Genomic DNA, 25,486 nt, shown 5'->3' with positions numbered 1-25,486 from the left:
GTTATGTGCGATAGCTCGCATTGATTTTAATATAATCATAGGTTAAGTCACAGCCCCATGCCCGGCCGCTGCCGGAGCCTTCCTGCAGGCGGACTGCAATCGTAATTTCATCACCTGATAAGTACTCCTTGGCATCAGTTTCCGAAAACGGCTGAGGTTCGTTGTGTTTAAACAGACACTGGCCGCCGAGGAAAACTTCCACTTGTTCGGCTGTTACGCTTGCCGCACTGTGCCCGATTGCGCCGATGATGCGCCCCCAGTTGGCGTCTGTGCCGTAAACGGCGGTCTTCACAAGGCTTGAGCCGACGATTTTTTTGGCGATAATATTCGCCTCAAGGTTATTTTTCGCGCCTTCGACTCTGGCTTCAATTAATTTCGTCGCTCCTTCACCGTCTCTGGCTATATCTTTGGCAAGGTCTTCGCATACAAGCTTTAATCCCTTTTTAAAAGCCGGCCAGTCAGGGTGCTGCTCCGTCAGGCAATCATTCCCCGCGCAGCCGTTTGCCATCACAAGCACCATGTCATTCGTCGATGTTTCTCCGTCAACGGTGATTTGGTTAAATGAAACATCCGTAATCTCTCTGAGCGCGTTTTTGAGCGCCTGTTCTTCCACGGCCGCGTCCGTTGTGACAAAGCCGAGCATTGTCGCCATGTTGGGGTGGATCATGCCGGAGCCTTTCGCCGCTCCGCCGATCGTGATGATGTCTCCGCCGATCACCAGTTCATAACACGTCTGTTTCGTCACTGTATCCGTCGTCAAAATGGCTTCTTCAAATGCTCCGGACACGGACGGCGCTTGACCGAGCTGTTCAATGCCCGCTTGAATTTTTTTCATGTCTAAAAGCTCGCCGATCACCCCGGTTGACGAAACCGCAACAAGCTCCGGCTCAATGCCGAGCTGGCTCGCGAAGCCGTCCCGCATTTCATAGGCGTCCTTTAATCCTTGGTCTCCCGTACAGGCGTTGGCAATCGCGCTGTTGACGATAACCGCCTGAAGCACACCCTCTTTTTTCAGGCTGGCTTGCGTCACTTTCAGCGGCGCTGCCTGAAAATGGCTCTGCGTATATACCGCTGCACTGACTGCAGGCGCTTCGCTGATAATCGCTCCGAGATCTTTTTTTGAATAGCGCAGACCGCAATGCACGCCCTTTGCCTCAAACCCTTTCGGCGAGGATACGCCGCCTTTTATTTTCGTGATTTCCTCACTCAGCTGAATCATATTTTTGAATCCCTCTTTCGTTCTATGGATAGACTGGCGTCATCGTAAGTCCCGTTTCTTCCTGCCAGCCATTCATGATATTTAAATTTTGAACCGCCTGCCCTGCGGCGCCTTTCATCAGATTATCTATGACAGAAACGATGGTGGCACGGTTTGTTCTTTCATCCACGGTGACACTGATATCACAAAAATTGCTGCCGTATACCTCTTTCGTCGCCGGAAATTCACCTTCCGGCCTGATTCTGACAAAATATGAATCTTTGTAGAATTCGGAATACAATTCTCTTACCTGTGCAGCAGACATACCCGGGGGAGCCTCCGTATACATCGTCGCCATAATGCCCCTTGTCATCGGCGCCAAATGAGCGGAAAACGTGATCGGGCCTGTGCCGGGCTGCCAAGCCGCTAATTGCTGTTCAATTTCCGGAGTATGCTGATGCTCATTAACCTTATAAATTTTGAAATTATCATTCAGCTCAGAATAATGAGTGCCCATGGATGCTTTTCGGCCGGCGCCGGATACGCCCGTTTTCGCATCAACAATCAGAAATGAATCTTGTAAAAGCTTATTCTTCGCCAGCGGGGCGAGCCCGAGCAGCACAGCCGTCGGAAAACATCCCGGATTGGCAATCAGCTTTGCAGTCTGAATCTCTTCTTTTTGCAGTTCAGCTAAACCGTAAACCGCGCTTTGAATCGTTCCTTTCGGAGCGGCCTTCCGCTTATACCACTTTTCATACACGGCCGGGTTTTGAATCCGCAGATCACCGGATAGATCAATGACCGGGATGCCCGCCTCCGCCAGCTTGGGCGACCACTCTCCGGAAACGCCGGGCGGCGCGGCTATGAACATGACATCAATTTCGTTTCGGATCGTTTCTATATGAAGCGGCCGAAGTGATTGTGACGCTATACTCCTCAAATGCGGATATGAAGCGGCATATTCTTTTCCTTCGTCGCTCGATGAATATAATATACAATATCCTGCATAAGGGTGATGGTTAAGAATCCTGACAAGTTCGGCGCCTCCATAACCAGTCGCGCCTATAATACCTATTTTCAACGGGTTCACCTTCTTGGTTTTTGTGAAATTATTTAACATTATAACATGAATAAAAATTAATTCAATTGTATATTTAATATTTTTTCATTCATTTTCCATCTGTTTTCGCTGACAAAAAACCCCCTCTCGATCGAGGGGGGCATAAGAAAAACAGGCTGATCGGATCAGCCTGTTTTTTTCAGCATCATCAGCCCGCTTATAAAAAACAGCACGGAGCTGGCGTAAAAAATAATATAAACCGTAAAGAAATCAGCGAGAAACCCGCCGAGAATAATGGCGGCAGCTGAAAATACAGCCGTCCAGAAATGATAGCTGCCGACTTTTTTCCCCCGCTCCCCGCCGTCGGTGTAATCGGCGATCATGATTTTCTCGCCGTGTTTTTGCATCGCGCCGAACAGGCCCAGAAGCACCTGCACAACATAAACCTGGTGCACGCTGGTAATGTGCGGGAGCGTCAGAAGAAGCACCGCCATCCCCCACGAATTTGCCATAAGGAACCAGCGGGAATCCAGTCTTGCCGACAGCCGGCCGAGCAGCGGATGAATCAATGCGCCGCTCAGGCCGAACAAGCCGTATGAGAGACCGAATTGCGTGTAGCTGGAACCGATGTTTTTAATAAATAAAATATAAAACGGAAAGATCAGGCTGCCGGCAAAAAAGACACTGCTCTGAGACAGGATCAGCCATTTTAAATGGTTGTGTTTCATGATTTGTACCTCTGATAAAAATAATTCATAAACAAGTCATCCGGATCATATTTGTGTTTTTTCTGAAAGAACATATCGCTTTTCGGATATGCCTCGCGCATCTGCTCTTTCGTTTGATACAGCATATACGGGAGATAATAACTGCCGCGGTGGCGCAATGCCGTATCCGTCATTTTTCTGACAATCCGCGCAGCACTCGCCTGGCTGTCTGTTGAAAACCCTTCATTGATTAAAAGAACGAGTGAAAACATGTCTTCCTTTGCGTATGACAGATCGGCTTTTTCATTTTTTTGCACGTAGCGGATCGTAATATTTACGAGATTGAGATCTTCATGTGACAGCGTCTTGCGTAAATCATGAATGTACGGCGCAAATTCGCCGACGGGCACGAAGTATTCTTGTAGCACGTCGGTGTTGTCCGTGCTTTCATATTCCAAAAATTTCGATTCTGACCGCATGACATTGTTCCTGGAGACTTTCACGCCGTTTTGGCTGAGAAAATAAGACTGCTGGGTTGACCAGAACCAATTTCTTCCCCAGTCATACCGGCGGGAGAGGCCGAGCGCGAATTTCGTCAGCGCCGGATGCTCATCTTCTTTCAGTTCATTGTGCCGCTTTAATTCTTTCTGATTGTCTGAGAGTGTGTAATCAGTCACATACATATCGTGCAAAAAGCCTTTATCCCCTGTTGCGATCCGCGCGAGATGCATGCGCACGGCGGGGTTGCGCCGAACATGCTGCGTAAAATATTGACTGTATGTATCAGCGTTCATGCGTTTCGTTTTCATTTCATAAAGCTCATCATCCGTCAGCTCAATATCCGCGTCAAGGATGACGCCGAACAGGCCGTAGCCGCCGATGACGGCTGAAAACAGGTCATCTTTCGGAGTAACGGTGATGACTTTGCCGTCCGCCTTTAAAAGATGAAACGATTTGACCGTATCAATCAGCGAACCGTACCGGATATCCCGGCCGTGGGCGTTGGCGCTCAGTGAGCCGCCGATCGTAAAAATGTTTTGCGACTGCATAACTTTTACCGCGAGCCCGTACGGATTGACATAGCGCTGAATATCATTCCACGTCGCTCCCGCCTGCACCCTGATGATTTTTTTCTTTCGGTCGAGACCGAGTATTTTGTTGTAGCCCGTCATGTCGAGAACGATACCGTCTTCATAATACGTCTGGCCGCCCATTGAGTGTTGGGCGCCTGCGATTGAGATCTTCAAATGCTTTCTCTTTGCTTCCTTAATCGTTTCGACCAATGTTTCTTTCTCTTTTCCTTTGACCGTCTGCTTAATTTTCACGGGCATGAGACGGCTGACATCCGTCATTGTCCCTGCCTGCCGCTCCGGCTCTTTGTGAAAAGCGGAAACAGCGAACAGCGCCGTATAAACAAGTATGCTAAGGATAATGAGAAGTAATTTTTTCTTCATGGATTCCTCCCTCGCATGCAGCCGGTCTATTATATCATGCCTCACGTCCGTTTTTTTCCTTTTTAACCCGATACCGCAAAAAACCCCGAATGGTGGGAAACTCGGGTTTTTTTAGTGACTTGCCCTTCTTTCCGCACGCCGGTCTCTAGCGGCAAAGCAGACAGAACGGCGCCCGACAGAAGAATCATGTTTAGTACAGCTCGAAACGGTCAGCCGGAAAACACCGGGCATAAAAATCCACAGAAATCCTTAAAATGATTTTTTAGTCAGTATATAATCGATATATATGCAGATGTATTACCAAAGGGATTGTTTAAAACAAACATGTTAAACGAGGTGGGAAAAATAAACATAAAAGGAATCAATCATCTTCTTTTTTCTGTTTCAAATTTGGAAAAATCCATAGTATTTTATGAAAAAGTATTTCATGCACAACTCCTGGTTAAAGGGCAAAAAACAGCATATTTTGATCTGAACGGGCTTTGGCTTGCACTTAACTTAGAGGCGGATATACCAAGAAATGAAATACATAAATCTTATACGCATATGGCCTTTACAATTGACCCAAAAGATTTTGATGCAATACATCAAAGGTTAAAAAATCTAAATGTAAATATATTAAATGGGCGTCCTAGGGATAAGCAAGATCATAAGTCAATTTATTTTACTGATCCCGATGGACATAAATTTGAATTCCACACAGGTACACTCCAAGACTGACTGTCCTATTACAAAAAAGATAAATCTCATATGAAATTTTATATTTAAAGGTTTGTTTGCGATCCAAAACAAACCCTCACTGTCGCTTATCCGCGTTGATTTTTTCCTTGTAAATGCAGACAAAAGAAAAGCACCTCCAAACTTTAGGATGTACCTAAAATCCGAGGTGCATTTTCTTATTACTGAATCCCTAATGCGATTTTTGCGTAGCGTGACATTTTGTCTCTTGTCCAAGGCGGATTCCAGACGATGTGGACCTCCGTCTCTTTTACATCCGGAATGTCGGCGAGCGCTTTTTTCACCTCGTCGACGATGATCGGAGCGAGCGGGCACCCCATTGATGTCAGTGTCATCGTAACATGCGTCAGGCCGTCGTCATCCATATCAACGTCGTATACAAGGCCGAGATTGACGATATCGACGCCGAGCTCAGGGTCAACAACCTGCTCCAAGGCGCCCATGATGTTTTCTTTTAATGCTTCTTCCACGTTCCATCACTCCTTTTTCCTCAGTATAACGTAAAAGCGGGTTTTGTTAACACCTTTGTGCTTTATAAATGCTTATCGAACCAGGCGACGGTTTCTAAAACGGCGTATCTCGGGACTTTATGATCAGCCCGTTCGTCTTTCAGAAACTGAAGATGATCAGGCCGGCTGCTGTAATGAGGTTTAATCGTTTCATAAAAGCCGCGGGTCGGTGCATACGGAACGACTTTGTCTTGAACGCCGTGCCAGAACAGCAGCGGGCGGCTGCGGAGTTTTTCCGGTTCCAGACTGAGATCGAACGGTTTGAGCCGCGCAAACAGTTCATCGACCTGTTCTTTTGTGACGTCAATGTCGATGTCCTGCTTTTGAATGTGGTCAATCTGCTGCTGAAAAAACGCTGTATAGTTCGGGCTTCCCATCAGGCTGACGCCGGCTTTGACCCAATCATACGCGGCCATCGCGCCGAATGTCGTAATTCCGCCCATTGACGTACCCGCAAGACCGATCCGCCCGTCTTCAATCAGACCGCGCGCTTCAAAATCCTTTTTCAGCACGTCAAGCTCCTCGATTTCATTTAATACAATGTCCCAAAAATGGACGGCGAGCTCTTCTGCTGACAGCTGTTCAGCGCGTTCACCGTGGTAAAGAGCTTCCGGCAGCACCGCCCTGAAGCCCTTTTCAGCAAGCAGGTAAGCGAAATGAAGATTATGCTCCTTCGCGCTTGTAAAACCGTGAATAAAGAAAACAAGGGGAGCGGGACGGTCCCGATTTTCTTCTTTTACAATATGTAAAAACGGAATGCCTGATACGGTTTGATGATCAATAAGAATCACGTTGACTCCCTCCTTAGGATAACCATAATCATAAGTGTAACATGTAGACAATAAAGATGGTAAAAAGCTACACTGTACATAAGTGAAAAACAGCAAATTATATGACAAAAGGAGTTATTTATGGAGACAAAACCTTATCTCATCGCCTTAGATCTGGATGGAACTTTATTAAAAGACGATAAAACCATTTCCCCTGAAACGGCACGGACGATTCAGAAGCTGAAAGAAGCGGGCCATCATGTCTGCATCTCAACCGGGCGCCCGTTCCGTTCCAGTTCGATGTATTATGACGAGCTTGGGCTGACAACGCCGATTGTCAATTTTAACGGGGCGTTTGTCCACCACCCGAAAGACGAATCATGGGGACGCTACCACACGTCTTTATCGGTCGATGTGGTCAGACAGCTTGCCGAACTTACAGAGACCTATCAAATACATAATGTGCTCGCTGAGGTCATTGATGATGTGTACTTCCATTATCATGATGAGCATTTAATTGAGGCGTTTCATATGAATACGGCGAATGTCACATTCGGCGATCTGCGTGAAACGGTCAAGGAGGATGTAACGTCCGTATTGATTCATGCAAAGGAAGAGGACGTCGCGGATATACGCGCGCATTTATCCGATGTGCACGCCGAGGTCATTGACCACAGAAGATGGGCGGCTCCGTGGCATGTGATTGAAATCATTAAACACGGGATGAATAAAGCGGTCGGCCTGAAGAAAATCAGCGACTATTACCAAGTGCCGAGAGAACGGATCATCGCGTTCGGCGACGAAGACAACGATCTTGAAATGCTCCGGTTTGCCGGGTGCGGCGTAGCGATGGGAAACGGCACGGATGAAGTCAAACAGGCCGCCGACCGCGTCACGGGATCAAATGAAGCGGACGGAATCGCCGAATTTTTAAAATCCTATTTCTCCCTGTGAGGTTTTGCCGCTCATAACACAAAGCCTTCCGCCCATACTAAAACAGACGACTCATCTCGTCTAAATATGGAAGGGGGACATTGCAATGGGTAAACGAAACAAATCAAAACGGTTTATTCAGCAAGGCAAGGACTCTGTCAGTCTTCATGATGCAAGATTTCCATATCGGTCTACATTAGAGGAAGCACAGCATGACGCAGCAAAAGATTCGGCTGAAAGGCAGGTTGACTTTTAATGAGAAACGAACTGTTTTCTCAAGCCAAGTCATTTGTCCAGCAGGCCGTCATGATTGCTAACGGTTTCGAGGACGGCGATCAGGAAAAAGCTGTCTCACGCGCCAAAAACGCCGTGTCTTCCGCGTACGCCAATTCGACGGATGCAGAACGTCAGCAGCTGCACCAATTTCAGGATCAGCTGGAGAAATTGCAATAAAAAAAGGCGCCCCGTTTAGACGAGGGCGCCGCTTTTTTATTTCACTTCAAATGTTTTTACCGTTTTCAGTCTTTTTCCGATCTGATCGGGCTTCCCTAAAAACGTCACCGTCACCGTGTATGTTCCCGGACCGGGCACGTTCTTCCACACATCTGAAAAGTCATACGTTTCATTCGGCATTAAGGTCACGGTCTGAAACGCCTGAGTAAACATTTTGTCTTTTGAATAGCGGTACAGTTCTTTGTGATGTTGGTCATGTACGGTCAATTCGAATTTCTGCCCTGAGCTGAATGTGAAATCGATCGGGCTGCCGCTCTTATTTTTTAAAGACATTTGAAATTCGATCTGCTGATCCGTCTGCACAGGGTTTACGGCTAATTCCGCTTGCTGTTCATTCATCTCTCCGGATACCTCCTCAGCGGGCTCCTTCTGCCCGGATTGACTGCTGCATCCGATCAGTAAAATGACCGGTAATAACAGGCCAAACAGCCACTTCATTCTATCCGCTCCTATCAGTCTTTTCTGAAGAAACCAAAGATCCCCGTCGTTTGCACGATGTTTGTGAAGGCTTTCGGGTCGACTTCTTTCACGATTTTCTCAAGGTCATACAATTCGTACCGCGTGATGACGATGATCATCATTTCTTTCTGTTCGTTTGTGTAAGCGCCTTTTGCCGGCACCGTCGTAATGCCGCGGACCATTTTCCCGTAAATCGCTTCTTTGATTTCATCGGCTTTTTTTGTAACGATCATGGCGGTCAGTTTCATGTGGCGGGTGTGAATGGCGTCAATCACCCTTGTTGTGACATACAGAGCGACAAGGGTATATAATGCTTTCTCCCATCCTTGCAATAATCCTGCCGTCAAAATGATAATCCCGTTCAAAATGAAGAAATATGTGCCGACCGGCTTATCCTTCCATTTGGCCAGCACCATCGACACGATATCAAGGCCGCCTGTCGAAGCGCCGAATTTCAGCGTTAAACCGATGCCGATAGCTGAGATGACTCCTCCGAATACGGTATTCAGAAGAATATCGTGTGACAGTCTCATTTCAGGGAGAATTCCCATAAAGACGGACGTCATCGCTACGCTTAATATGCTGTATACGGTGAATGATCTGCCGACTTTCAGCCACCCTAACACACCGATGGGAATATTTAAGAGGAACATGAGAACTCCTGTCGAAATATAAAAGGGGGCGTATTGATCAACGACGCTTGACAGCAGCTGGGCGACACCGGTAAAACCGCTGGCATATACATTCGCCGGTATCAGGAATAAATTCAGTCCCGCCGCATACAGAAACGCGCCGATGACGACGATTGCTAATTTTTTTGCTTGTTCTAGTACCATGGCTTGCTCCTCCGCTCATTTTCATTATTAGCTTTTCCCTTAAAATAAAGTTTTGAACACTATTTTGCCACATTTATATGATATAGTTGGCATCACTCTCACCATTCGGAAAGAAGGGAATTATGATGACAGTTCACCTTATTGCTGACAGCGCCTCTGATCTGCCGAAATCTTATATTGAAGAAAATCGGATCGGGTTCATTCCGCTGCACGTAACACTTGACGGAAACGAATATGAGGACGCGGTCACCATTCAGGCGGATCATATATTTCAAGCGATGCGGGACGGGAAAGTTCCGAAAACATCACAGGCATCACCGGATACGATAAAAAAAGTATTTTTACAATACGCGGAACTGGGAGAACCGGCGATATACATCGCCTTTTCCTCAGGTCTTTCCGGCACCTATCAGACGGCCGTAATGATCGCCAATGAAGTAAAAGAGGAATTTCCCGATTTTGATTTACGGATTGTAGATTCCAAATGCGCTTCATTGGGCTGCGGACTCGCAGTGATGCACGCGCAAACACTCTGTGTTAACGGGAATACAATACAAGAAATCGAAACGTCTGTAAAGAGCTTTTGCGCACGGATGAAACATATATTTACGGTCGATGATGTCGCTTATCTCGCGCGGGGCGGCAGAATTTCAAAAACGTCCGCTTTTGTCGGGGGGCTTTTGAACATTAAACCGATTCTGCATGTGGATGACGGCAGGCTCGTGCCGCTCGAAAAATTACGCGGACAAAAGAAACTGTTTAAACGGATTATAGACATGATGAAGGAAGAAGGCGGCGATTGGGCGGATCAAACCGTGGGGATCAGCTATGCAGATAACGAGGAGACGGCGCTTCGGATGAAGGAAATGATTGAAGAAGCGTTCCATCCGAAAGAGATCATTCTTCATTCAATCGGCTCTGCGATCGGCGCGCACTCCGGGCCGGGCACGCTCGCGATTTTTTTCCTGAAGCCATAATTTCAATGCGGGCGGGCATCCTAACGGACAGAAGGGAGGCTTTGCCGCATGAAAGATGATGACAAAAAACCGTTGGACAATAACGCCGTAAATCAGAAAAAGAACCGGCTTGCCGAAAAAAACCGGCAGGCGGGAAAAAACCAGAATTCCAAAAAACCGGACCATCTGTAAAAGCAAAACAGCCCTCTTGTGTATGAAGATAGAGGGCTGTTTTTTGTTCTATATGCGTCTAACATCACTTATCACGAATCCGCTTTCAGGCAATGCCGGCATTCTGGACAGGCTGAAGCTCAAATCTTGGGACGGAACATCGTACTCTATTTCATTGGCAAGAAACGCAAGTGAAGTTTTCATGACTTCCACGGTCATTCCCTCACCCGGACAGCGGTGGCCGTTAGCCGGATCACCTCCGCCCTGGGGAATGAAATCAAATTTATTTTCCTCCCGCCCCTGAAAACGTTCCGGGCGAAATTCATTGGGATTCTCCCAAAGCCGGGAATCATGGTTTGTCCCATATAGGTCAAGCATGACGGATGCACCCTTTTTAAACTCACAGTTCTTCCATACGAAATCTTTTTTCACAACGGCTCCTAAAAACGGGGCAAACGGGTAATACCGCCGAACTTCATGTGCAAATCTTTCGGCCTCCTGATCATCTCTCGATCTCAGTTTGCCCCGATATTCAGGGTAATCATGCAATGCAAGAGCTGAAAACGTAATGAAGTAAGAAATGGCGGCAATCGGGCGCAGAACATTAATAAGCTCAACAGCAGCCATGTGAGAATCAAGTCTGTTCCCGTCAAGTTCTGTATGAAAAGCCATTTCATACAAGGCTGAGCCCTCCGGTGTTTGCAGCTTGCCGGACCGCACATCCTCAATGACCTCCTCTATCCATTTCTCCGTTTTCAGCCTCGCCCTTCTGCCTTTCCAATGACGCGGTCCGACAGCGCCGAATGCGTCTACCATATCGGTGAAATCCTCCGCCCGCTCTTTCACTTCTGAGTCTTTCAGCGGGACGCCGGCCCACTCACAGGCAGCCCGGCACAGCACTTTCTTCGCTTCATCAAAAAGGACAATTCGGTTTGAACCCTCCCACTTTTCCGCAGATGCTTTCCACTGTTTTGCCACCGCTTCCGCAAGCCGTTTTTGCCGGGGCGGCGTCAACAGCGACATAAATAGAAGCTTCCTGTGCTTATGCCGTTCACCGTCCATTGACTGGATTGCCCCTGTTCCGAATAACGTTTTCTGCACCCGTTTGGGGAGGGCATGCTCCCGCTGAAATCGTTCTGTGTCATAAAAAAGCTTTGCGGCTTCCGCTCCGCTCATACAAATGAATGTCTTCCCTAATAAACGGGCGCGAAACACATCCGAGCGATAATTCTCCGCTCGGTTTTTCACAAATACATAACCATCGCGTAATAAAGCCAGACTATTATCAAGACCCTTATCATGCGGAATTTGTTCATTCATCCCGATTCCTCCCATCTTTTTTCACCTTTCACGAAAAAGAATAAATATAAACACAAGTATATTCAGTATTTGTGTTTCATTCAGAAGTTACTCATGTCAGGCTGCAAAAATCAGGGGGCGGGCATAAGCCCGTTACAAAGTAAACCGGCGGACCTGATCGTTTAACCGCTCTGTCAGGCTCACCAGATTATTTACGCTTTCCGCCATTTTATGAAAAGAAGACAGCTGCTCAAGCGCGGAGGCAGAAATCTCTTCGCTTCCCGCAGCCGTTTCCTGAACGACGGCGCTGATGCTTTCGGCATGATGCAGCACTTGCTCACCAAGCTGTTTCGATTCGATGATCCGTCCGTCCAATTGAGTAAGCTCCGCTTTAATATGGGCGGCTTTTTGTTCAATATGGACGAATGATTCTGACGTTTTCTCCATCAGCTCCTGCTGTCTGTCCGCTAAAGCGACGCCGGTCGTGACAGCTCCGGTAATAGACGTGATGCCGTCTTCAATTTGCTTTACCATATCGAAAATCTGCGCGGTCGCTTTGGCTGATCCGTCTGCGAGCTTCCGTATCTCCTCGGCAACGACGGCAAATCCTTTTCCGGCCTCGCCTGCTCTGGCCGCCTCGATTGCGGCGTTTAATGACAGCAGATTGGTCTGGCCCGCAATGTCAGAAACGGTCTGCGCCATCATACTGATGCCTGCCGCATGCTCTATGAAGAGATCGGCGGCTTCGGAAATCTCTTTTGATGTCTCATTGCTTTTATCAATGGCTTGCTTGGTCTCGGCTAAAGCACCGCGCCCCGCAGCCACCGCCGCAATCGTCTCTTCGCTGCTTCTCGTCGTTTGTTTTGAACGTTCGGCGTTCGCCTTTGAATGTTCATCCATTTGTTCAATGAATTGCACCGCATGCTGCAGATCTTCTGAAATGGTTTGGGAGCCTTTCGCCATTTCTTCCGTCGACACGGACACCTGCTCGGTCATGTCCTTCAGCGTCTGGTTTTCCTTCGTCAAACCTTCCGCGAAAGTCTCGACTTCACGGCCGACCTCTCCGATCGCCTGAATTAAGGTGCGGAGCTGTTCAGCCATCATTCCGAATGAGTCATTCAGCTCTTTCAGTTCGTCCTTCCCTTTATAATCAAGCATTTCAACAGCAAGGTTTCCTCCTGCAATACGACGGGCATTTTCAGCCATGCGGCGGATCGGCCCTGCAATTCTCTTCGTCAGCCTGATGGAAGATATGACGGTGACGGCAAGTATCACGATGGTCAGCACGGCTGCGCTGTAAACGATAAACTGAATCTGGTCAGCCGTCTGCTTCTGCATGTCTTCATAGTGATCCCGGCTTTTCAGATTCAGCATATAAATATCATTCAGAAGACCGTTGATGCGGGCCGCCGTCCTTGTCGCTTCAGCCGGGCTTTTCGAATCAAGAGCAGCGTCCGCCTCCGCCTGCCATGATTTGTATTTTTTGGCGAGTTTGTCATAAGCGGCTTTGTCTGCACCGTCCGTCATCGTTTTTTTGAGCGCCGCCAGTTTGTCCGAGCTGCTTTTCATATAGCTTCGCACATCTTCTTTCTGGGCGTCTGCGAGCGTATTGGAATAGCCGGTGATGCTTTCTTTTAACGTATTAAGGTCAGCTTTTGCTTCCTGGACGTTTAACAGCGCGTCCACTTCATCTTCATTTGAAGCCTGAATCTTCATCATGTTTACGATGGTAAAGCCGATGACGGCGGCGAAGCAAATCATCGTAACAGCTGCGTTAACGAGCAGCCTTGTCCGTAATGTCACTTCAGATCGCCTCCTTTTTCAATCAGACTGTTTTTCATATCCGTGATCTTTTTCGTCAGCCCGCCTGCGTTTTTGACAACTCTGATCTTGGCTAAGTCCATGCCGTTTTCCTTCAGTCCGTAAACGATCTCACCGCTTTTGATCTCCTTGTTGTCTTTTAAATCTTTCGCCAATTCATAGATGACATGGTCGACGTTTTTCACTAAAGAAGAGATAACGGCGTGCTCGGCGGTGTAATATTGATCGCTGTCAACACCGATGGCGTATACTTTTTGCGCCTCCGCTTCTTTCAGTGCGCCGACACCCGTGAAGCCGGCCGCCGTAAACAGGACATCGGCTTTTTTTCGGATCATGTTTTGGGCGATGCGCTTCCCGAGCTTATCATCGTCAAACGTACCGCTGATGTCCGACAGCACGCGGATTTTCGGTTTGACTGATTCCGCGCCTTTCAGATAGCCTTTCTTAAACCGTTTAATGACGTCGGCATCTGAACCGCCGATAAATCCGATCGTGCCGGTTTTGCTCGTCATAGCCGCCAGCGCTCCGGCTAAGCAGCTTCCTTCATCTTCTTTAAACGTGACGGAGGTGACATTATCCAGGTCTGATACGGAATCAATCAGCACAAACCGCTGCTTCGGATATTTTTTGGCGACCTTTTCTAAATCCGCCTGCATGCTGTAACCGAGCCCCACCACAAGATCATTGCCTTCCCGGACAAGCTGGGTCAGTCCTTTTTCGTATGTACCGGTATCTTTTATTTCCCGATAGTCAAATGTGATGCCGAGCTCGTCTCTTGCTTTCATCAAACCTTGAAAGCCTGAATCATTAAATGATTGGTCGCCGAGGCCGTTGTCTGTCAGCATGATACCGATTGTTTTCGTTTTTTCGGCCGCTGTTTCCTCAGATCTGCCAGCACATCCCGCCGTGCTGAGCGCAATCAGCAGTACAGCCGCAAATATCGCCATTTTTCTCATTGAAACTCTCCTTTTATTTTTTTCTATAGTTATATATCGGTTCGGATGTCAGAATATTTTATTTCAATAAAATATGTATGTTCGGCATGGTGTTAAACAAATGAGGGTCATAGGAGCTTTTGAGAAAATAAAAAACATCGGTTTTGGTTCACCGATGTTTTTGCAGAAAATTTATTGTTTTTCGTATGTCCAGCCGTCTTCCTGATAGACCTTGCCGTTTTTCATCAGATGCCCGAGCGCCCGCTTAAAGGCGGCTTTGCTTAAATGAAACCGTTCGCGGATATCGTCAGGATGGCTTTTGTCTCCGTAAGGCATCGCGCCGTTTCTTGATCTCAGATAGGTCAGAATTTCTTCCGCGTCAACCGAAAGCGCATCCTGCTTTCTCGGCAGCAGGGACATGTTGACGGAGCCGTCTTCCTTCACCTCGATGACACGCCCTGTCACGCGGCTGCCGAGTCTCGGCTCTTCTTTTCTTTCTGAAGGGTGAATAAACGCGCGGATGCCTTCATCGGTAATCAGAAAAGAGCCTGATGCAATCAGTCTGTACACCGTACCCGTCAGGTCTTTATTCATGACGTCTTCCTCTGCATCCGTAAATAATTCACTGATGATATCCTCGGGCGCCGGCTTGGCAAACATGCGCCCGCGGCTTGTCACCTTCAGCATGCAATACAGTCTGTCTCCTTTTTGCGGCCAGACGGATTTGTACGGAGGCAGGTGCTCCGTTGCGACGAGCGCGTCTTTTGACAGACCGACGTCGACGAATACGCCCATATCCTCCACAGCGTCCGTCACTTCCACCCATCCGTAGTCATAAAAGCTGATGAGCGGCTTTTTCATCGTCGCCGCGAGTCTTTCCTGATGATCGACGTAAATAAATACGTCCACTTCATCTCTGTCTTCGATATCCTCTGTGATTTCACTGTTATGTAAAAGAACCGTATCCTCGCCGTCGGTTAAAAAATAACCGAAATCGGTTTGGTGATCTATACTAAGCGTGAGCTGCTGCCCTGGTCTCATGTTATCGTCCTTCCTGATTCGCCCGTATGAGGCTGATGTTTTTCTCATTTTTTCCAACATGCATAAATTCATGCTTTATGCTGTTGGACATTTCTCTTTATTCTACTATAATCAACTCATAAGTGAAATGTTATAGGAGGTTTTCTCATGGCAAAAGAAAGTTCTTTTGATATTGTATCCAAAGTTGAATTTCCCGAAGTGCAGAATGCGATTCAGATGACGCTGAAAGAAATCGGCACGCGCTATGACTTTAAAGGATCGAAAAGCGATGTAACTTTAGAAAAGGAAGAGCTTGTCCTGATTTCTGATGACGAGTTTAAACTGAATCAGCTCAAAGATGTGCTGAGCGGCAAGCTGATCAAACGGGACGTGCCGACGAAAAACATTGAATACGGCAAAATCGAAAATGCATCGGGGGGCACGGTGCGCCAGCGCGCGAAGCTTGTACAGGGCATTGATAAAGACAACGCCAAAAAAATCAACGCGGTGATTAAAAACTCCGGCTTGAAGGTCAAGTCGCAGATTCAGGACGACCAAGTGCGCGTCACCGGAAAAAATAAAGATGATCTGCAGCAGATTATTGCAGCCGTCCGCGGAGCAGACCTGCCGATTGACGTTCAATTTATTAATTTTAGATAAATTATGTGATTCCTATTGATTATTGTCTCTATTTTCGGTAAATTTGGAGAAAGGGATTTTCACAGTTAAGTTTTGGAAACCCATGACAATTACATGAACGTTCTTATCAAGAGAAGCCGAGGGACTGGCCCGACGACGCTTCAGCAACCGGTGTAGTGGTTTACCCAAACCATGACCAAGGTGCTAAATCCAGCAAGCTAAAAACAGCTTGGAAGATAAGAAGAGAGACAAATGATTACAAAGTCTTCTTCTTAAGAAGACTTTTTTTATTTCTCTTTTTTCCTTGCTGAATGTGACGAAGGAGGCAAACAATGGGACTATTACAAGACTTAAAAGAACGGATTTTAATCGGAGACGGCGCGATGGGCACTCTCCTCTATTCCTACGGCATTGACAGATGTTTTGAAGAACTGAACGTATCAAAGCCCGAAGAAATCAAGCGGATACATAAGGCTTACGTGGAAGCCGGGGCAGACATCATCCAGACAAATACGTACGGCGCGAATTTTATTAAGCTCTCAAGATACGGACTTGAGGATGAAACGAAAAAAATCAATCAGGAGGCGGTCAGAATCGCGCGCGCTTCCTCAGACGGCGCTTATGTATTGGGAACGATGGGCGGCATCCGCACCTTTAACAAAAACGCCTACAGCCTGGAGGAGATTAAACGCAGCTTTCGGGAGCAGCTTTATTTATTGCTGCACGAAGAGCCGGACGGTCTGCTTCTGGAAACATACTATGATTTAGAAGAGGCGCGCGAAGTGCTGAAGATCGCGAGAAAAGAAACGGAACTTCCGATTATGCTGAACGTATCCATGCACGAACAGGGCGTGCTGCAGGACGGAACGCCGCTTCGGGAAGCCCTCAGGTCAATTGCCGATCTCGGCGCTGACATAACGGGAATCAATTGCCGGCTCGGCCCGTACCACATGATTGAAGCGCTCACCGAAGTGCCGATTTTCAGTGACGCTTATTTATCGGTCTATCCGAACAGCAGCCTTCCGTCATTAGAAGAAGGCCGGCTTGTTTATGATACGGACGATGCCTATTTCCGGGAGAGCGCCGTACAGTTCCGCACTCAGGGCGCGCGCATTATCGGCGGCTGCTGCGGTACGACGCCAAACCATATCAGAGCCATGGCTAAAGCGGTTCGCGGCCTTTCCCCCGTCACTGAGAAAGAAGTGAAAATCAGACGGGAAGAAGAAGTCATCTCAGTCCGCAACGAACGGACCGAGCCGGGTTTAAACGAAATCGCCGCTCAAAAACGGTCAATTATCGTAGAGCTTGATCCGCCGAAAAAATTGAATTTTGACAAATTTCTGCAAGCGGCATCTGAATTAAAAGAAACCGGCATAGAAGCGCTGACGCTCGCCGACAATTCATTGGCGACACCGCGGATCAGCAATGCAGCCTGCGGTTCATTGCTGAAAGAGCGTCTTGATATCCGTTCTCTCGTTCACATTACATGCAGAGACCGCAACATCATCGGCCTTCAGTCACATTTAATGGGGCTGGATACGCTCGGGCTCACCGACATTTTAGCCATCACGGGTGATCCTTCAAAAATCGGCGACTTTCCGGGGGCTACCTCCGTCTATGATTTAACGTCCTTTGACTTGATCAGGCTGATTAAACAATTCAACGAGGGCATTTCTTTATCTGGGAAACCGCTCGGCAAGAAAACGAACTTTTCCGTAGCCGGAGCATTTAATCCGAATGTCCGCCACCTTGATAAAGCAGTAAAACGGCTGGAGAAAAAAATAGAGTGCGGAGCTGACTACTTCGTGTCCCAGCCTGTCTACTCGGAGCAGCAGCTCATTGACATTCATCATGAAACGAAGCATCTCAAAACACCGGTGTATATCGGAATCATGCCGTTAACGAGCAGCCGCAACGCAGAGTTCATCCATCATGAAATCCCGGGCATTAAGCTGTCAGACAGCATCCGCGAAAAAATGGCGCTCGCCGGCGAAGACAAGCGGAAGCAGAAAGCCGAAGGCCTCGCCATCGCCAAGTCGCTTCTCGACACGGCGTGCGAACTGTTTAACGGCATTTATTTAATCACCCCGTTTCTCCGTTCTGATTTGACGTCAGAGCTTGCAGCTTATATTAAGCAAAAGGATGAAAAGCGGGCTGATGTATATTTGCATTGACGCGAAAGAGGCCGCCTGATATGACAGGCGGCTTTTTCATGGTACGATACAGAAAAAGAATCAAGCAAAGGAGGATTTTTTCATGGTTGAAGTAAAACCCATCACCGCAGAAGACACATACGCGATCAGACACAGCGTGCTGCGCCCCCATCAGACGATTGAGGATTGTAAATATGATCAGGACAGCGTCAAAGGAGCCTTTCATCTCGGAGGTTTTTACGACGGGACATTGATCAGCATCGCTTCTTTCTACCCGCAGAACCAGCAGGCTTTACAGGCATCGCCCGCCTATCAGCTGCGCGGCATGGCGACGCTTGAGGAATACCGGACGCAAAAAGCGGGAAGCACGTTAATCGCCTATGCAGAACGGAAACTGGCAGATATGGGGGCGGCGCTTGTCTGGTGCAACGCCAGATGTCACGTAAAGGGATATTACGAAAAGCTCGGCTGGAAAAGCACGGGCAGCCCCTTTGACATACCCGGCATCGGCCCGCATGTGATCATGTATAAAGAACTCGCCTGAAACAGACAAATGCCCTTGGGGACATGTCTCTAAGGGCATTACCTTGAATGTCACGCCTGCTTTTATATGCGGTACTATTGACGCCCTCCCGCTTTTTTAATACCCTTTGTACATTACGCAACAGCAAGGATGGCAGGCAGAAAACGATATCTGTCAATTGCCGTTTTCAGCTATTAATTCAGAAAAGGAAGTATGAGATGAATACGATCCAAAAACCGAAAATCCCGAAAGAATTGCCGGTGCTTTCTTTCACAGAAGCGCTTCAGGACGACCTCATAAAAGAAGTCGTCATAGAGAACGCCGTCGTAAACAGCAAACTGGACGGCCTGCGCGCCGAAAAAGTCATTTTCAGAAACACCGTTTTTACGGATGTCTCTTTCAGACATATGGAATGTACGGATGTCCTGTTTGACAAATGTGATGTCTCAAACGCTGATTTCAGCGGAAGCATCATCCATAGAACAGCGTTTCAGCATTCAAAACTTCTCGGCTTGAATCTGGCGGATTCCGCCATGCGTCATGTACGGTTTGAAGACTGCCTCGCAAATTACAGCTCCTTCAGCTATTCCAATATGAAGCATGTCCGGTTTGACACGTGCGCTCTTACAGAAAGCGAGTGGAATGATGCCGTTCTTGAATACACAGATCTTGACGCCTGTGATTTGAACGGCTCAAATTTTATCGGCACGTCTCTTTTTAATATGGATATCAGCACGTGCACATTTGATCATCTGCATGTCTCACTTGAGAAGCTGAAAGGATGCCGCATCTCTCCGGCGCATGCCGTTACATTCGCAGAAGCGCTCGGAGCCATTGTGACGTGATCTTTTATTAAACGAAACGGCGGGCGGCATCCTGAATAAATGCTCGGCATTGGTGATGTGGGGTGCTGCTTTTTATTTTGCGGCGCTTTTGTTTCGATAAAAGGAATTCGGCCAGGCCATGTTGAATGTACCGGAAGGAAGAGGGGGAATTGGAATGTCAGACATTTTAAAGCTGTATCACTACCACAGATGGGCAAATGAGCAAGTTATTCAGCATCTGAAGACGCTGCCCGCGGTCAGCTTACAGCAGAAACTGAAAAGTGTTTTTCCGACTGTGAACGCCGTGCTTGTGCATATATACCGGGCTGATTACATTTGGCTTCACGTGCTTTACGGAGAAACTTTCGAACAAATCGTCTCGCAGTTTGATCAATTTGAAAAGCTTGACGGAGATTTTGAGGCGATTGAACATAGAATGACTGAACTGGACAAAGAATTCAGCGAATTTTTAAAAGAAATGGAGAACCCGGAAGGTCCGATCTCTATTTCTCATCCGCGCCTGGGGACGCTTCAGACGACATATGCCGATGTGATCCGGCATGTTGTGAATCACGGCACATACCATCGCGGCAATATCACCGCGATGCTTCACCAAATGGGCTATAAAGGCGTGCCGACTGACTACATTTTTTTCTCATACGAATCATAAAAAAGCAAAGGCCTCCCGGGCCTTTGCTTTTTTACTTCGAATCTATCATAATCCGATATAGCTGGAGACGCCCGCTTTTTCGGCCACATCGTAAATTGTCATTTTCATGGCTTACTGATCCCTCTTTTGTTCTCTGGTTTTAGGTCAGTCCGTTTTCCGGCTTACGAATTTGCGGTATTCAAGCGGCGAAATGCCTTCAATCTGTTTAAACAGTTTGGAAAAATAGGTTGGGTCCTCCATACCGATGGCGTCCGCGATCGCCCCCATTTTGTCATTGGTTGCGGACAAAAGACGTTTCGCCTCCGTCATTCTGACTTTGTTCGTATACTGGCCGGGCGTGACGCCGAGCACCTGCTGCATGCAGCGGGTCACGTAGTCTTGGTTGTAATGAAGAGCCGAAGAGAGCGCTTTGATGGTTGTTTTCTCCTGATAGTGCTCCTGCAGGTACCGGGCGGCCTCCCATGCGACTCTTTCCTTTGCGGACGGGATTTGGAACGCTTCTTTCTGAAGATGGAGCAGCAGCTCTTCAAACAGAATCTGCTTTCTGAGCGGCAGATCGGAGTTCTCGGCGCTGTCATCTGTCAGCACACTGAATTGCCCGGCCATAAACTGCGGGCGTCTCACCTTCCCTTTTTGCGGCAGGGACAGCCGGTAGCGGGACGGCTCTTCAAAGCTCCCTTTTTTTCGCCTCAGCTCCGACCAATTGTTCCCGGTTGTTTCCGCCATCTCATAAGCCGCTCCCTCAAAATGAAGCCACGAATAGGATGTCGTTTCTTCACTGCCTTTTGTCCCGTAATGTTCAAGGCCGGGAGAAAGCAGAATATATTCTCCGGCTTCAACGGAAAAGGCGTTTTCGTCTTCTGTAATGTAGAGGACGCCTTCTTTCACATACAGCAGATCAAACACCGGGAAGACCCGTCTCACATGGGTTTCGCCTTTTTTGAACACTCCTTCTCCCGCAGCGATAAAGACCGGGAACGGAGGAACTGTGAACTCGAGAAAGGACATATTTTCGGCCCTCCTTTTTAAGTCGGATTTTTGCAAGAAGTTTCGTTTCTCTCCCTTTTTATTATAAGAAAATGGAGGTACACTTTTAAACGTTGATTTTGTCAGGAAAGGGGTTAAAAGAAATGAAACAAGCGATTTTAAAACGGGCTGCGTTCAAACAATCCTCTGATCACAAACTCTCATTATACGCGCTGACTTGGCCGATATTTATTGAGGTTTCATTATATATGTTTATGGGAAACGCCGACACTCTTATGCTTAGCCAATACTCTGACAACAGTGTGGCGGCCGTGGGTGTCAGCAATCAGATTTTAAATTTAATTATCGTGATGTTCAGCTTTATCGCAACGGGTACGACAATTGTGATTTCACAGTTTTTAGGATCTAAACAGAAAAAAGAGGCGCAGGAAGTCGCTTATGTATCAATAGGAGCGAACTTTGTCATCAGTCTCGCCATCAGCGCCGCCATATTTTTTGCGGCCGTTCCGCTGCTTCATGTGATGGGTCTTTCCAATGAATTAATGCCGGATGCTAAAGTCTTTTTGCAGGTGGTCGGCGGGCTGTCCTTCATTCAGGCTTTGATTATGACGTTCAGCGCCATTTTAAAAAGCTACGGTCATACGAAGGATACGATGTTCGTTACGATCGGGATGAATATTTTAAATATTGCCGGAAACTTTCTTGTCATTTTCGGGCCGCTCGGCCTTCCGGTGTTAGGCGTCGCCGGTGTTGCGATGTCAACGTCCTTCGCGCGGATCATCGGACTGGTCGCGATGATTGTGATCGTCAAAAAACGCATCGGACTCGGTCTGACATGGCAAAAGATTTTTCACGTCCATAAAGAGCACTTGCGGAAACTCCTGAAAATCGGGATTCCGTCTGCCGGCGAACAGCTGTCTTACAACATTTCGCAAATGGTTGTCACTTATTTTATCGCCATTATGGGCGCTCAGGCGCTTACGACAAAGGTTTATACACAAAACATCACCATGTTTATCCTGCTGTTCGGAACGGCGATCAGCCAGGGCACACAGATTTTGATCGGCAGATATATCGGCGCCAAACGGTTTGACGACGCTTATGACCGCTGCATGAAAAGTCTGTACTGGGCGCTTGGCATTGCCGCTTTGACATCCGTGATCATGACCTTGTTTTCAAAGCAGCTGATCGGAATTTTCACAAGCAGCCCTGACATTATTGCGACGGCGAGCATGCTGATCGCCATGACGATCATTCTTGAGCCCGGCCGTTCATTCAATGTCATTATCATCAACTCGCTGCGGGCTGCCGGAGATGCAAAATTCCCCGTCTACATGGCAATGATTTCCATGTGGGGTATCGGACTGCCGCTCGCTTATCTGTTCGGCATCCATTTCGGATTAGGGCTTATGGGCATCTGGATTTCATTTATCGCGGATGAATGGGTCAGAGGCATCCTTATGTACAGAAGATGGCGGTCGCGGATTTGGATTCAAAAAGGGATTGCATAAACGCCCGAAGCTTCGTTATGAAGCCGGGCGTTTTTTTATGCTTGTGAAAGCTGTTGTCTCATGTCACCGAGCTCTGACCGGTAATGTGCCGCTAAACCGGTAACGGCGGGCCTTGAGTATAACGGAAACAGCTCCAGCTCTTCAGACGCCTCCTCGAAATACGCCTCGGCCTCGAATGCGATGTACTCCCATACATTCATAAAAGCTTTGTTGACGGTATGGCTCTCCAGCTCTTCTTCCGTATAGCCGAATTGCTTCATCACCTGGCGCGGGAGACGCTTTTTCGCCCGCTCGTCCGTATGGACCTCCAGAAGCACCCGGGTCAGCTGAATGGCTGCTCCTAATGAAACGGCTGCATGGCGGAGTTTCTCTTGGTTCCGGCGCGCGCAAACCGGCAGCAGAAGCAGGCCGAGGGCTCCGCCTGTTTGGCCCGCGTACATCAGCAGGTCATCAAACTCTTGATACGTTACTTTTTCTCTGTCAGAGATTTGGCCGGCGATAAACTCACGTAACGGCTCTTCTTCAAGCGCAAATTGCTGCCGCGCATCGGTGAGCGCCTCCCACAAAAAGCCGTCGGCGCGGGACCCGTTCAGAAAGTCTTGTGCCGCCTGTTCAAATCCTCCAAGTTCCTGCACATCAAGCCGGTCAGCTTCGTGAAACAAAGCAAGCACCGCCCATGCGGCCCGCCTGTTTTTTGGCGGCAGGGATGAGAAAGTCCGTTTATATAAAGGAAAGTGCGCCTCGGCAAGCTGGGCGCATGTTTCGTATTCGGTCATGGTATCACTCCTCTGTTTTTTAGTGTACCATATGTTTCACAATAAAAAGACCGATATCCTTCAGCGGAAACCGGTCGCGGCACTGTTATTCTTCTATATCGATACGATACGCCTCAAACCATGTATGGATCTGGGCAAGATGGGCGATCAGCTGCGGGCCTTTCATCAGCTGGCCGAACCACGGAACCTGAAAAGATGAACCTTCTGTCTCCAGCAGCATTTCCAGCTTCTTTCTGTCAAGCAGGGTGTGAAGCACGGAATCTTTCTGTTGTAAAATCGTTTTCAGCCATTCTGTGACCCCCTGCGTGTATTTCGGGTGATGCGTTTTCGGATAAGGGCTTTTTTTGCGGTACAAAATATCTTCAGGAAGCAGTCCTTCAAGCGCTTTCCGCAAGATGCCTTTTTCCCGGCTGCCATGCATTTTCATTTCCCAAGGAATATTCCAAACGTATTCCACAAGTCTGTGGTCGGCGAACGGCACCCGTACTTCAAGACTTGCGCCCATGCTCATGCGGTCTTTGCGGTCGAGCAGATTTGTCATAAACCAAAGCATATTTAAGTAAAACAGCTGCCGTCTCGCTTTATCTGTTCCCGTCTCACCGTCTAACAGCGGCGTTTCCGCAATGGTTTCTTCATATCTCGCATTCACGTATTCTCTAAGATTCAGCCGTTTTTGCCACTTTTCATCCAAGAGCGTGATCCTTTCCTCAGTCGACCTCATCCAAGGAAATCCGTCTTCTTCTGCCGCGGTGTGAAACCACGGATATCCGCCGAAAATTTCGTCCGCGCATTCTCCGGAAAGGCTCACGACAAAATCTTTTTTAATTTCCCGGCAGAACCATAATAGCGAGGAATCAACATCAGCCATGCCCGGCAGATCTCTGACGAGAACGGATTCCTCCAGATGTTCAACCAGCTGATCCTGCGTAATCACGCACTTATGATGCTGTGTGCCGAATGCATTTGTCATTTTATCGATCCACGGGCCGTCATCATTCGGCTGAAAGGCGCTCGCTTTAAAAAATTTGCTGTTCTCCTCATAATCAATGGAATAAGTATGAAGGGGATCTCTGCCTTGTTTCTCAAAATGAGCGGCGGCTATCGCGGTTATCGCGCTCGAATCAAGCCCCCCTGATAAAAACGTGCAAACCGGCACGTCAGATACGAGCTGGCGTGTCACTGCATCCTGAAATAAGTACCGAATGTGAGCCGCGGTTTCATCGAAGCTGTCTGTATGCTTTTCGCTCTTTACATTCCAATAACGCCATATGGACAAACCGTCCTTTGAGAAAGTGAACGCATGGGCGGGACGCACCTCGTGAATTCCTTTAAACACTCCGCAGCCCGGAGTTCTGGACGGCCCGAGTCCGAATACTTCCGCAAGTCCGCCGCTGTCTGTGCGGGCTTTCACATCAGGATGAGCAAGGATGGCTTTCAATTCCGACCCAAACAGAAAGGAAGAGCCGTGTTCTTTATAAAAAAACGGTTTGACGCCGAGCCGGTCTCTTGCCCCGAACAGCCGCTTGCGCTTCTCATCCCAGATGGCAAAAGCGAAAATACCGTTCAAGCGGTCCACGCACTCCTCCCGCCACTCAATATAGCTGTGCAGCAGCACTTCTGTATCAGAGGTCCTCTCAAAACGGTGGCCCCTCGCCTGAAGCTCCTTCCGCAATTCCTCCGTGTTATACAGCTCGCCATTATAAATGATGGTGTACGTTTCCTCTTGATGCGTGCAGGCCATCGGCTGGCGGCCGCCTTCAATGTCAACGACCGAAAGTCTTTTATGTCCGAATAAAACATGGGGCTCTCCCCAGACGTTTGAATCATCAGGCCCTCGTTTTGAAAGAGTGTCTATCATATTGTTCATAATATGTTTCTCTTGGACGAGCTGCTTTTGAAAATCGACCCAACCCGCAATTCCACACATGTGATATCAGCTCCAATCCCGTTTCTGTCGGTATCAAATTCGTTTCTATCAGCACTTTACCCAGTTTATGCAAAGAAACGCAGATAGTTGATTTGTC

At 48.0% G+C, this 25,486-nt stretch carries 27 protein-coding genes and 1 riboswitch; of the genes, 12 read left to right on the top strand and 15 right to left on the bottom strand.

From position 1 onward, the window contains the following. Position 1 precedes the first annotated feature (1 nt). From argJ to NYE36_RS05675, 4 genes are all read right to left on the bottom strand, one after another. The gene (gene argJ, locus NYE36_RS05690) at positions 2 to 1,219 is read right to left on the bottom strand and encodes a bifunctional ornithine acetyltransferase/N-acetylglutamate synthase (protein ID WP_007409135.1); all 1,218 of its coding nucleotides are present in this window, start codon (positions 1,217 to 1,219) and stop codon (positions 2 to 4) included. 22 nt (positions 1,220 to 1,241) lie between these two features. Further along, complete coding sequence (gene argC / locus NYE36_RS05685) at positions 1,242 to 2,279, bottom strand: N-acetyl-gamma-glutamyl-phosphate reductase (RefSeq protein WP_144664077.1); 1,038 nt, start codon at positions 2,277 to 2,279, stop codon at positions 1,242 to 1,244. 164 nt (positions 2,280 to 2,443) lie between these two features. Then, positions 2,444 to 2,986, bottom strand: a complete 543-nt coding sequence (locus tag NYE36_RS05680; RefSeq protein ID WP_144464046.1) for an MFS transporter — start codon at positions 2,984 to 2,986, stop codon at positions 2,444 to 2,446. Further along, positions 2,983 to 4,419, bottom strand: coding sequence for an FAD-binding oxidoreductase (locus NYE36_RS05675; RefSeq protein WP_265451283.1), 1,437 nt, complete (start codon positions 4,417 to 4,419; stop codon positions 2,983 to 2,985). Before NYE36_RS05675 ends, NYE36_RS05680 begins: the two co-directional genes overlap by 4 nt. Before the next feature lie 324 nt (positions 4,420 to 4,743). Here NYE36_RS05675 and fosB point away from each other — a divergent pair, with 324 nt between their 5' ends. Then, the gene (gene fosB / locus NYE36_RS05670; RefSeq protein WP_265451284.1) at positions 4,744 to 5,139 is read left to right on the top strand and encodes a metallothiol transferase FosB; all 396 of its coding nucleotides are present in this window, start codon (positions 4,744 to 4,746) and stop codon (positions 5,137 to 5,139) included. 179 nt (positions 5,140 to 5,318) lie between these two features. Here fosB and NYE36_RS05665 read toward each other — a convergent pair whose 3' ends face one another. Continuing rightward, a complete protein-coding gene (locus tag NYE36_RS05665; protein WP_003155088.1) occupies positions 5,319 to 5,627 on the bottom strand; it encodes a metal-sulfur cluster assembly factor in 309 nt (102 codons plus the stop codon). Between the two features lie 62 nt (positions 5,628 to 5,689). After that, the gene (locus tag NYE36_RS05660) at positions 5,690 to 6,457 is read right to left on the bottom strand and encodes a prolyl oligopeptidase family serine peptidase (protein ID WP_007409140.1); all 768 of its coding nucleotides are present in this window, start codon (positions 6,455 to 6,457) and stop codon (positions 5,690 to 5,692) included. Between the two features lie 120 nt (positions 6,458 to 6,577). On the opposite strand from NYE36_RS05660, the gene NYE36_RS05655 reads away from it, so the two are divergent. From NYE36_RS05655 to NYE36_RS05645, 3 genes are all read left to right on the top strand, one after another. Next, positions 6,578 to 7,390: a Cof-type HAD-IIB family hydrolase gene (locus NYE36_RS05655; RefSeq protein WP_007409141.1), complete on the top strand. Its 813-nt coding sequence runs from the start codon at positions 6,578 to 6,580 to the stop codon at positions 7,388 to 7,390. Between the two features lie 85 nt (positions 7,391 to 7,475). After that, positions 7,476 to 7,625: a hypothetical protein gene (locus NYE36_RS05650; protein WP_003155094.1), complete on the top strand. Its 150-nt coding sequence runs from the start codon at positions 7,476 to 7,478 to the stop codon at positions 7,623 to 7,625. Then, entirely contained in the window at positions 7,625 to 7,822 is a 198-nt protein-coding gene (locus NYE36_RS05645; protein ID WP_003155097.1) for a DUF3813 domain-containing protein, read from the top strand. The genes NYE36_RS05650 and NYE36_RS05645 overlap by 1 nt, the downstream gene beginning before the upstream one ends. A gap of 36 nt (positions 7,823 to 7,858) precedes the next feature. Here NYE36_RS05645 and NYE36_RS05640 read toward each other — a convergent pair whose 3' ends face one another. Continuing rightward, complete coding sequence (locus NYE36_RS05640) at positions 7,859 to 8,320, bottom strand: BsuPI-related putative proteinase inhibitor (RefSeq protein ID WP_152187246.1); 462 nt, start codon at positions 8,318 to 8,320, stop codon at positions 7,859 to 7,861. Positions 8,321 to 8,334: 14 nt separating this feature from the next. Continuing rightward, complete coding sequence (locus NYE36_RS05635) at positions 8,335 to 9,177, bottom strand: YitT family protein (RefSeq protein ID WP_007610547.1); 843 nt, start codon at positions 9,175 to 9,177, stop codon at positions 8,335 to 8,337. A gap of 125 nt (positions 9,178 to 9,302) precedes the next feature. Here NYE36_RS05635 and NYE36_RS05630 point away from each other — a divergent pair, with 125 nt between their 5' ends. Beyond that, positions 9,303 to 10,154, top strand: coding sequence for a DegV family protein (locus NYE36_RS05630; protein WP_015417195.1), 852 nt, complete (start codon positions 9,303 to 9,305; stop codon positions 10,152 to 10,154). 48 nt (positions 10,155 to 10,202) lie between these two features. Continuing rightward, positions 10,203 to 10,325, top strand: coding sequence for a hypothetical protein (locus NYE36_RS05625; RefSeq protein ID WP_003155105.1), 123 nt, complete (start codon positions 10,203 to 10,205; stop codon positions 10,323 to 10,325). A 48-nt stretch (positions 10,326 to 10,373) separates the two neighbouring features. Here NYE36_RS05625 and NYE36_RS05620 read toward each other — a convergent pair whose 3' ends face one another. The 4 genes from NYE36_RS05620 to NYE36_RS05605 form a co-directional block, all read right to left on the bottom strand. After that, entirely contained in the window at positions 10,374 to 11,624 is a 1,251-nt protein-coding gene (locus NYE36_RS05620) for a cytochrome P450 (protein ID WP_040238286.1), read from the bottom strand. Between the two features lie 132 nt (positions 11,625 to 11,756). Next, positions 11,757 to 13,406 (bottom strand): methyl-accepting chemotaxis protein, encoded by a 1,650-nt coding sequence (locus NYE36_RS05615; protein WP_265451285.1) that lies wholly within the window; start codon positions 13,404 to 13,406, stop codon positions 11,757 to 11,759. After that, positions 13,403 to 14,380 (bottom strand): BMP family ABC transporter substrate-binding protein, encoded by a 978-nt coding sequence (locus tag NYE36_RS05610; RefSeq protein ID WP_265451286.1) that lies wholly within the window; start codon positions 14,378 to 14,380, stop codon positions 13,403 to 13,405. The genes NYE36_RS05615 and NYE36_RS05610 overlap by 4 nt, the downstream gene beginning before the upstream one ends. Before the next feature lie 171 nt (positions 14,381 to 14,551). After that, a complete protein-coding gene (locus NYE36_RS05605; RefSeq protein WP_170936341.1) occupies positions 14,552 to 15,448 on the bottom strand; it encodes a S1 RNA-binding domain-containing protein in 897 nt (298 codons plus the stop codon). Between the two features lie 99 nt (positions 15,449 to 15,547). Here NYE36_RS05605 and NYE36_RS05600 point away from each other — a divergent pair, with 99 nt between their 5' ends. The 5 genes from NYE36_RS05600 to NYE36_RS05580 all read left to right on the top strand — a co-directional run bounded on the left by NYE36_RS05600 (position 15,548) and on the right by NYE36_RS05580 (position 20,188). After that, positions 15,548 to 16,039, top strand: a complete 492-nt coding sequence (locus tag NYE36_RS05600; RefSeq protein WP_012117263.1) for a YajQ family cyclic di-GMP-binding protein — start codon at positions 15,548 to 15,550, stop codon at positions 16,037 to 16,039. Positions 16,040 to 16,139: 100 nt separating this feature from the next. Further along, a riboswitch (SAM riboswitch) is annotated at positions 16,140 to 16,261 on the top strand. An 89-nt stretch (positions 16,262 to 16,350) separates the two neighbouring features. Continuing rightward, complete coding sequence (locus NYE36_RS05595) at positions 16,351 to 18,192, top strand: bifunctional homocysteine S-methyltransferase/methylenetetrahydrofolate reductase (protein ID WP_342496881.1); 1,842 nt, start codon at positions 16,351 to 16,353, stop codon at positions 18,190 to 18,192. Between the two features lie 82 nt (positions 18,193 to 18,274). Continuing rightward, positions 18,275 to 18,715, top strand: coding sequence for a GNAT family N-acetyltransferase (locus tag NYE36_RS05590; protein WP_064107909.1), 441 nt, complete (start codon positions 18,275 to 18,277; stop codon positions 18,713 to 18,715). Positions 18,716 to 18,912: 197 nt separating this feature from the next. After that, positions 18,913 to 19,539 (top strand): pentapeptide repeat-containing protein, encoded by a 627-nt coding sequence (locus NYE36_RS05585; protein WP_031378479.1) that lies wholly within the window; start codon positions 18,913 to 18,915, stop codon positions 19,537 to 19,539. A 154-nt stretch (positions 19,540 to 19,693) separates the two neighbouring features. Then, positions 19,694 to 20,188 (top strand): DinB family protein, encoded by a 495-nt coding sequence (locus tag NYE36_RS05580; protein WP_015239546.1) that lies wholly within the window; start codon positions 19,694 to 19,696, stop codon positions 20,186 to 20,188. Between the two features lie 144 nt (positions 20,189 to 20,332). Here NYE36_RS05580 and NYE36_RS05575 read toward each other — a convergent pair whose 3' ends face one another. Then, entirely contained in the window at positions 20,333 to 21,196 is an 864-nt protein-coding gene (locus NYE36_RS05575) for an AraC family transcriptional regulator (protein ID WP_015239545.1), read from the bottom strand. A 122-nt stretch (positions 21,197 to 21,318) separates the two neighbouring features. Between NYE36_RS05575 and NYE36_RS05570 the strand changes: the two genes are divergently transcribed. After that, entirely contained in the window at positions 21,319 to 22,686 is a 1,368-nt protein-coding gene (locus tag NYE36_RS05570) for an MATE family efflux transporter (RefSeq protein WP_033574567.1), read from the top strand. Positions 22,687 to 22,721: 35 nt separating this feature from the next. Here the strand turns inward: NYE36_RS05570 and NYE36_RS05565 are convergent, their stop codons facing one another. Then, positions 22,722 to 23,462 carry a squalene/phytoene synthase family protein gene (locus tag NYE36_RS05565; RefSeq protein WP_094032926.1) on the bottom strand — a complete coding sequence of 247 codons (741 nt, stop codon included), beginning with the start codon at positions 23,460 to 23,462 and terminating at the stop codon, positions 22,722 to 22,724. A gap of 85 nt (positions 23,463 to 23,547) precedes the next feature. Continuing rightward, complete coding sequence (gene asnB / locus NYE36_RS05560) at positions 23,548 to 25,389, bottom strand: asparagine synthase (glutamine-hydrolyzing) (RefSeq protein WP_025284535.1); 1,842 nt, start codon at positions 25,387 to 25,389, stop codon at positions 23,548 to 23,550. Positions 25,390 to 25,486: the final 97 nt, after the last annotated feature.

The organism is Bacillus sp. FSL R5-0593 (assembly GCF_038603755.1).
Classification (GTDB): domain Bacteria; phylum Bacillota; class Bacilli; order Bacillales; family Bacillaceae; genus Bacillus; species Bacillus velezensis.
This window is presented reverse-complemented; position numbering and strand designations above follow the sequence as displayed.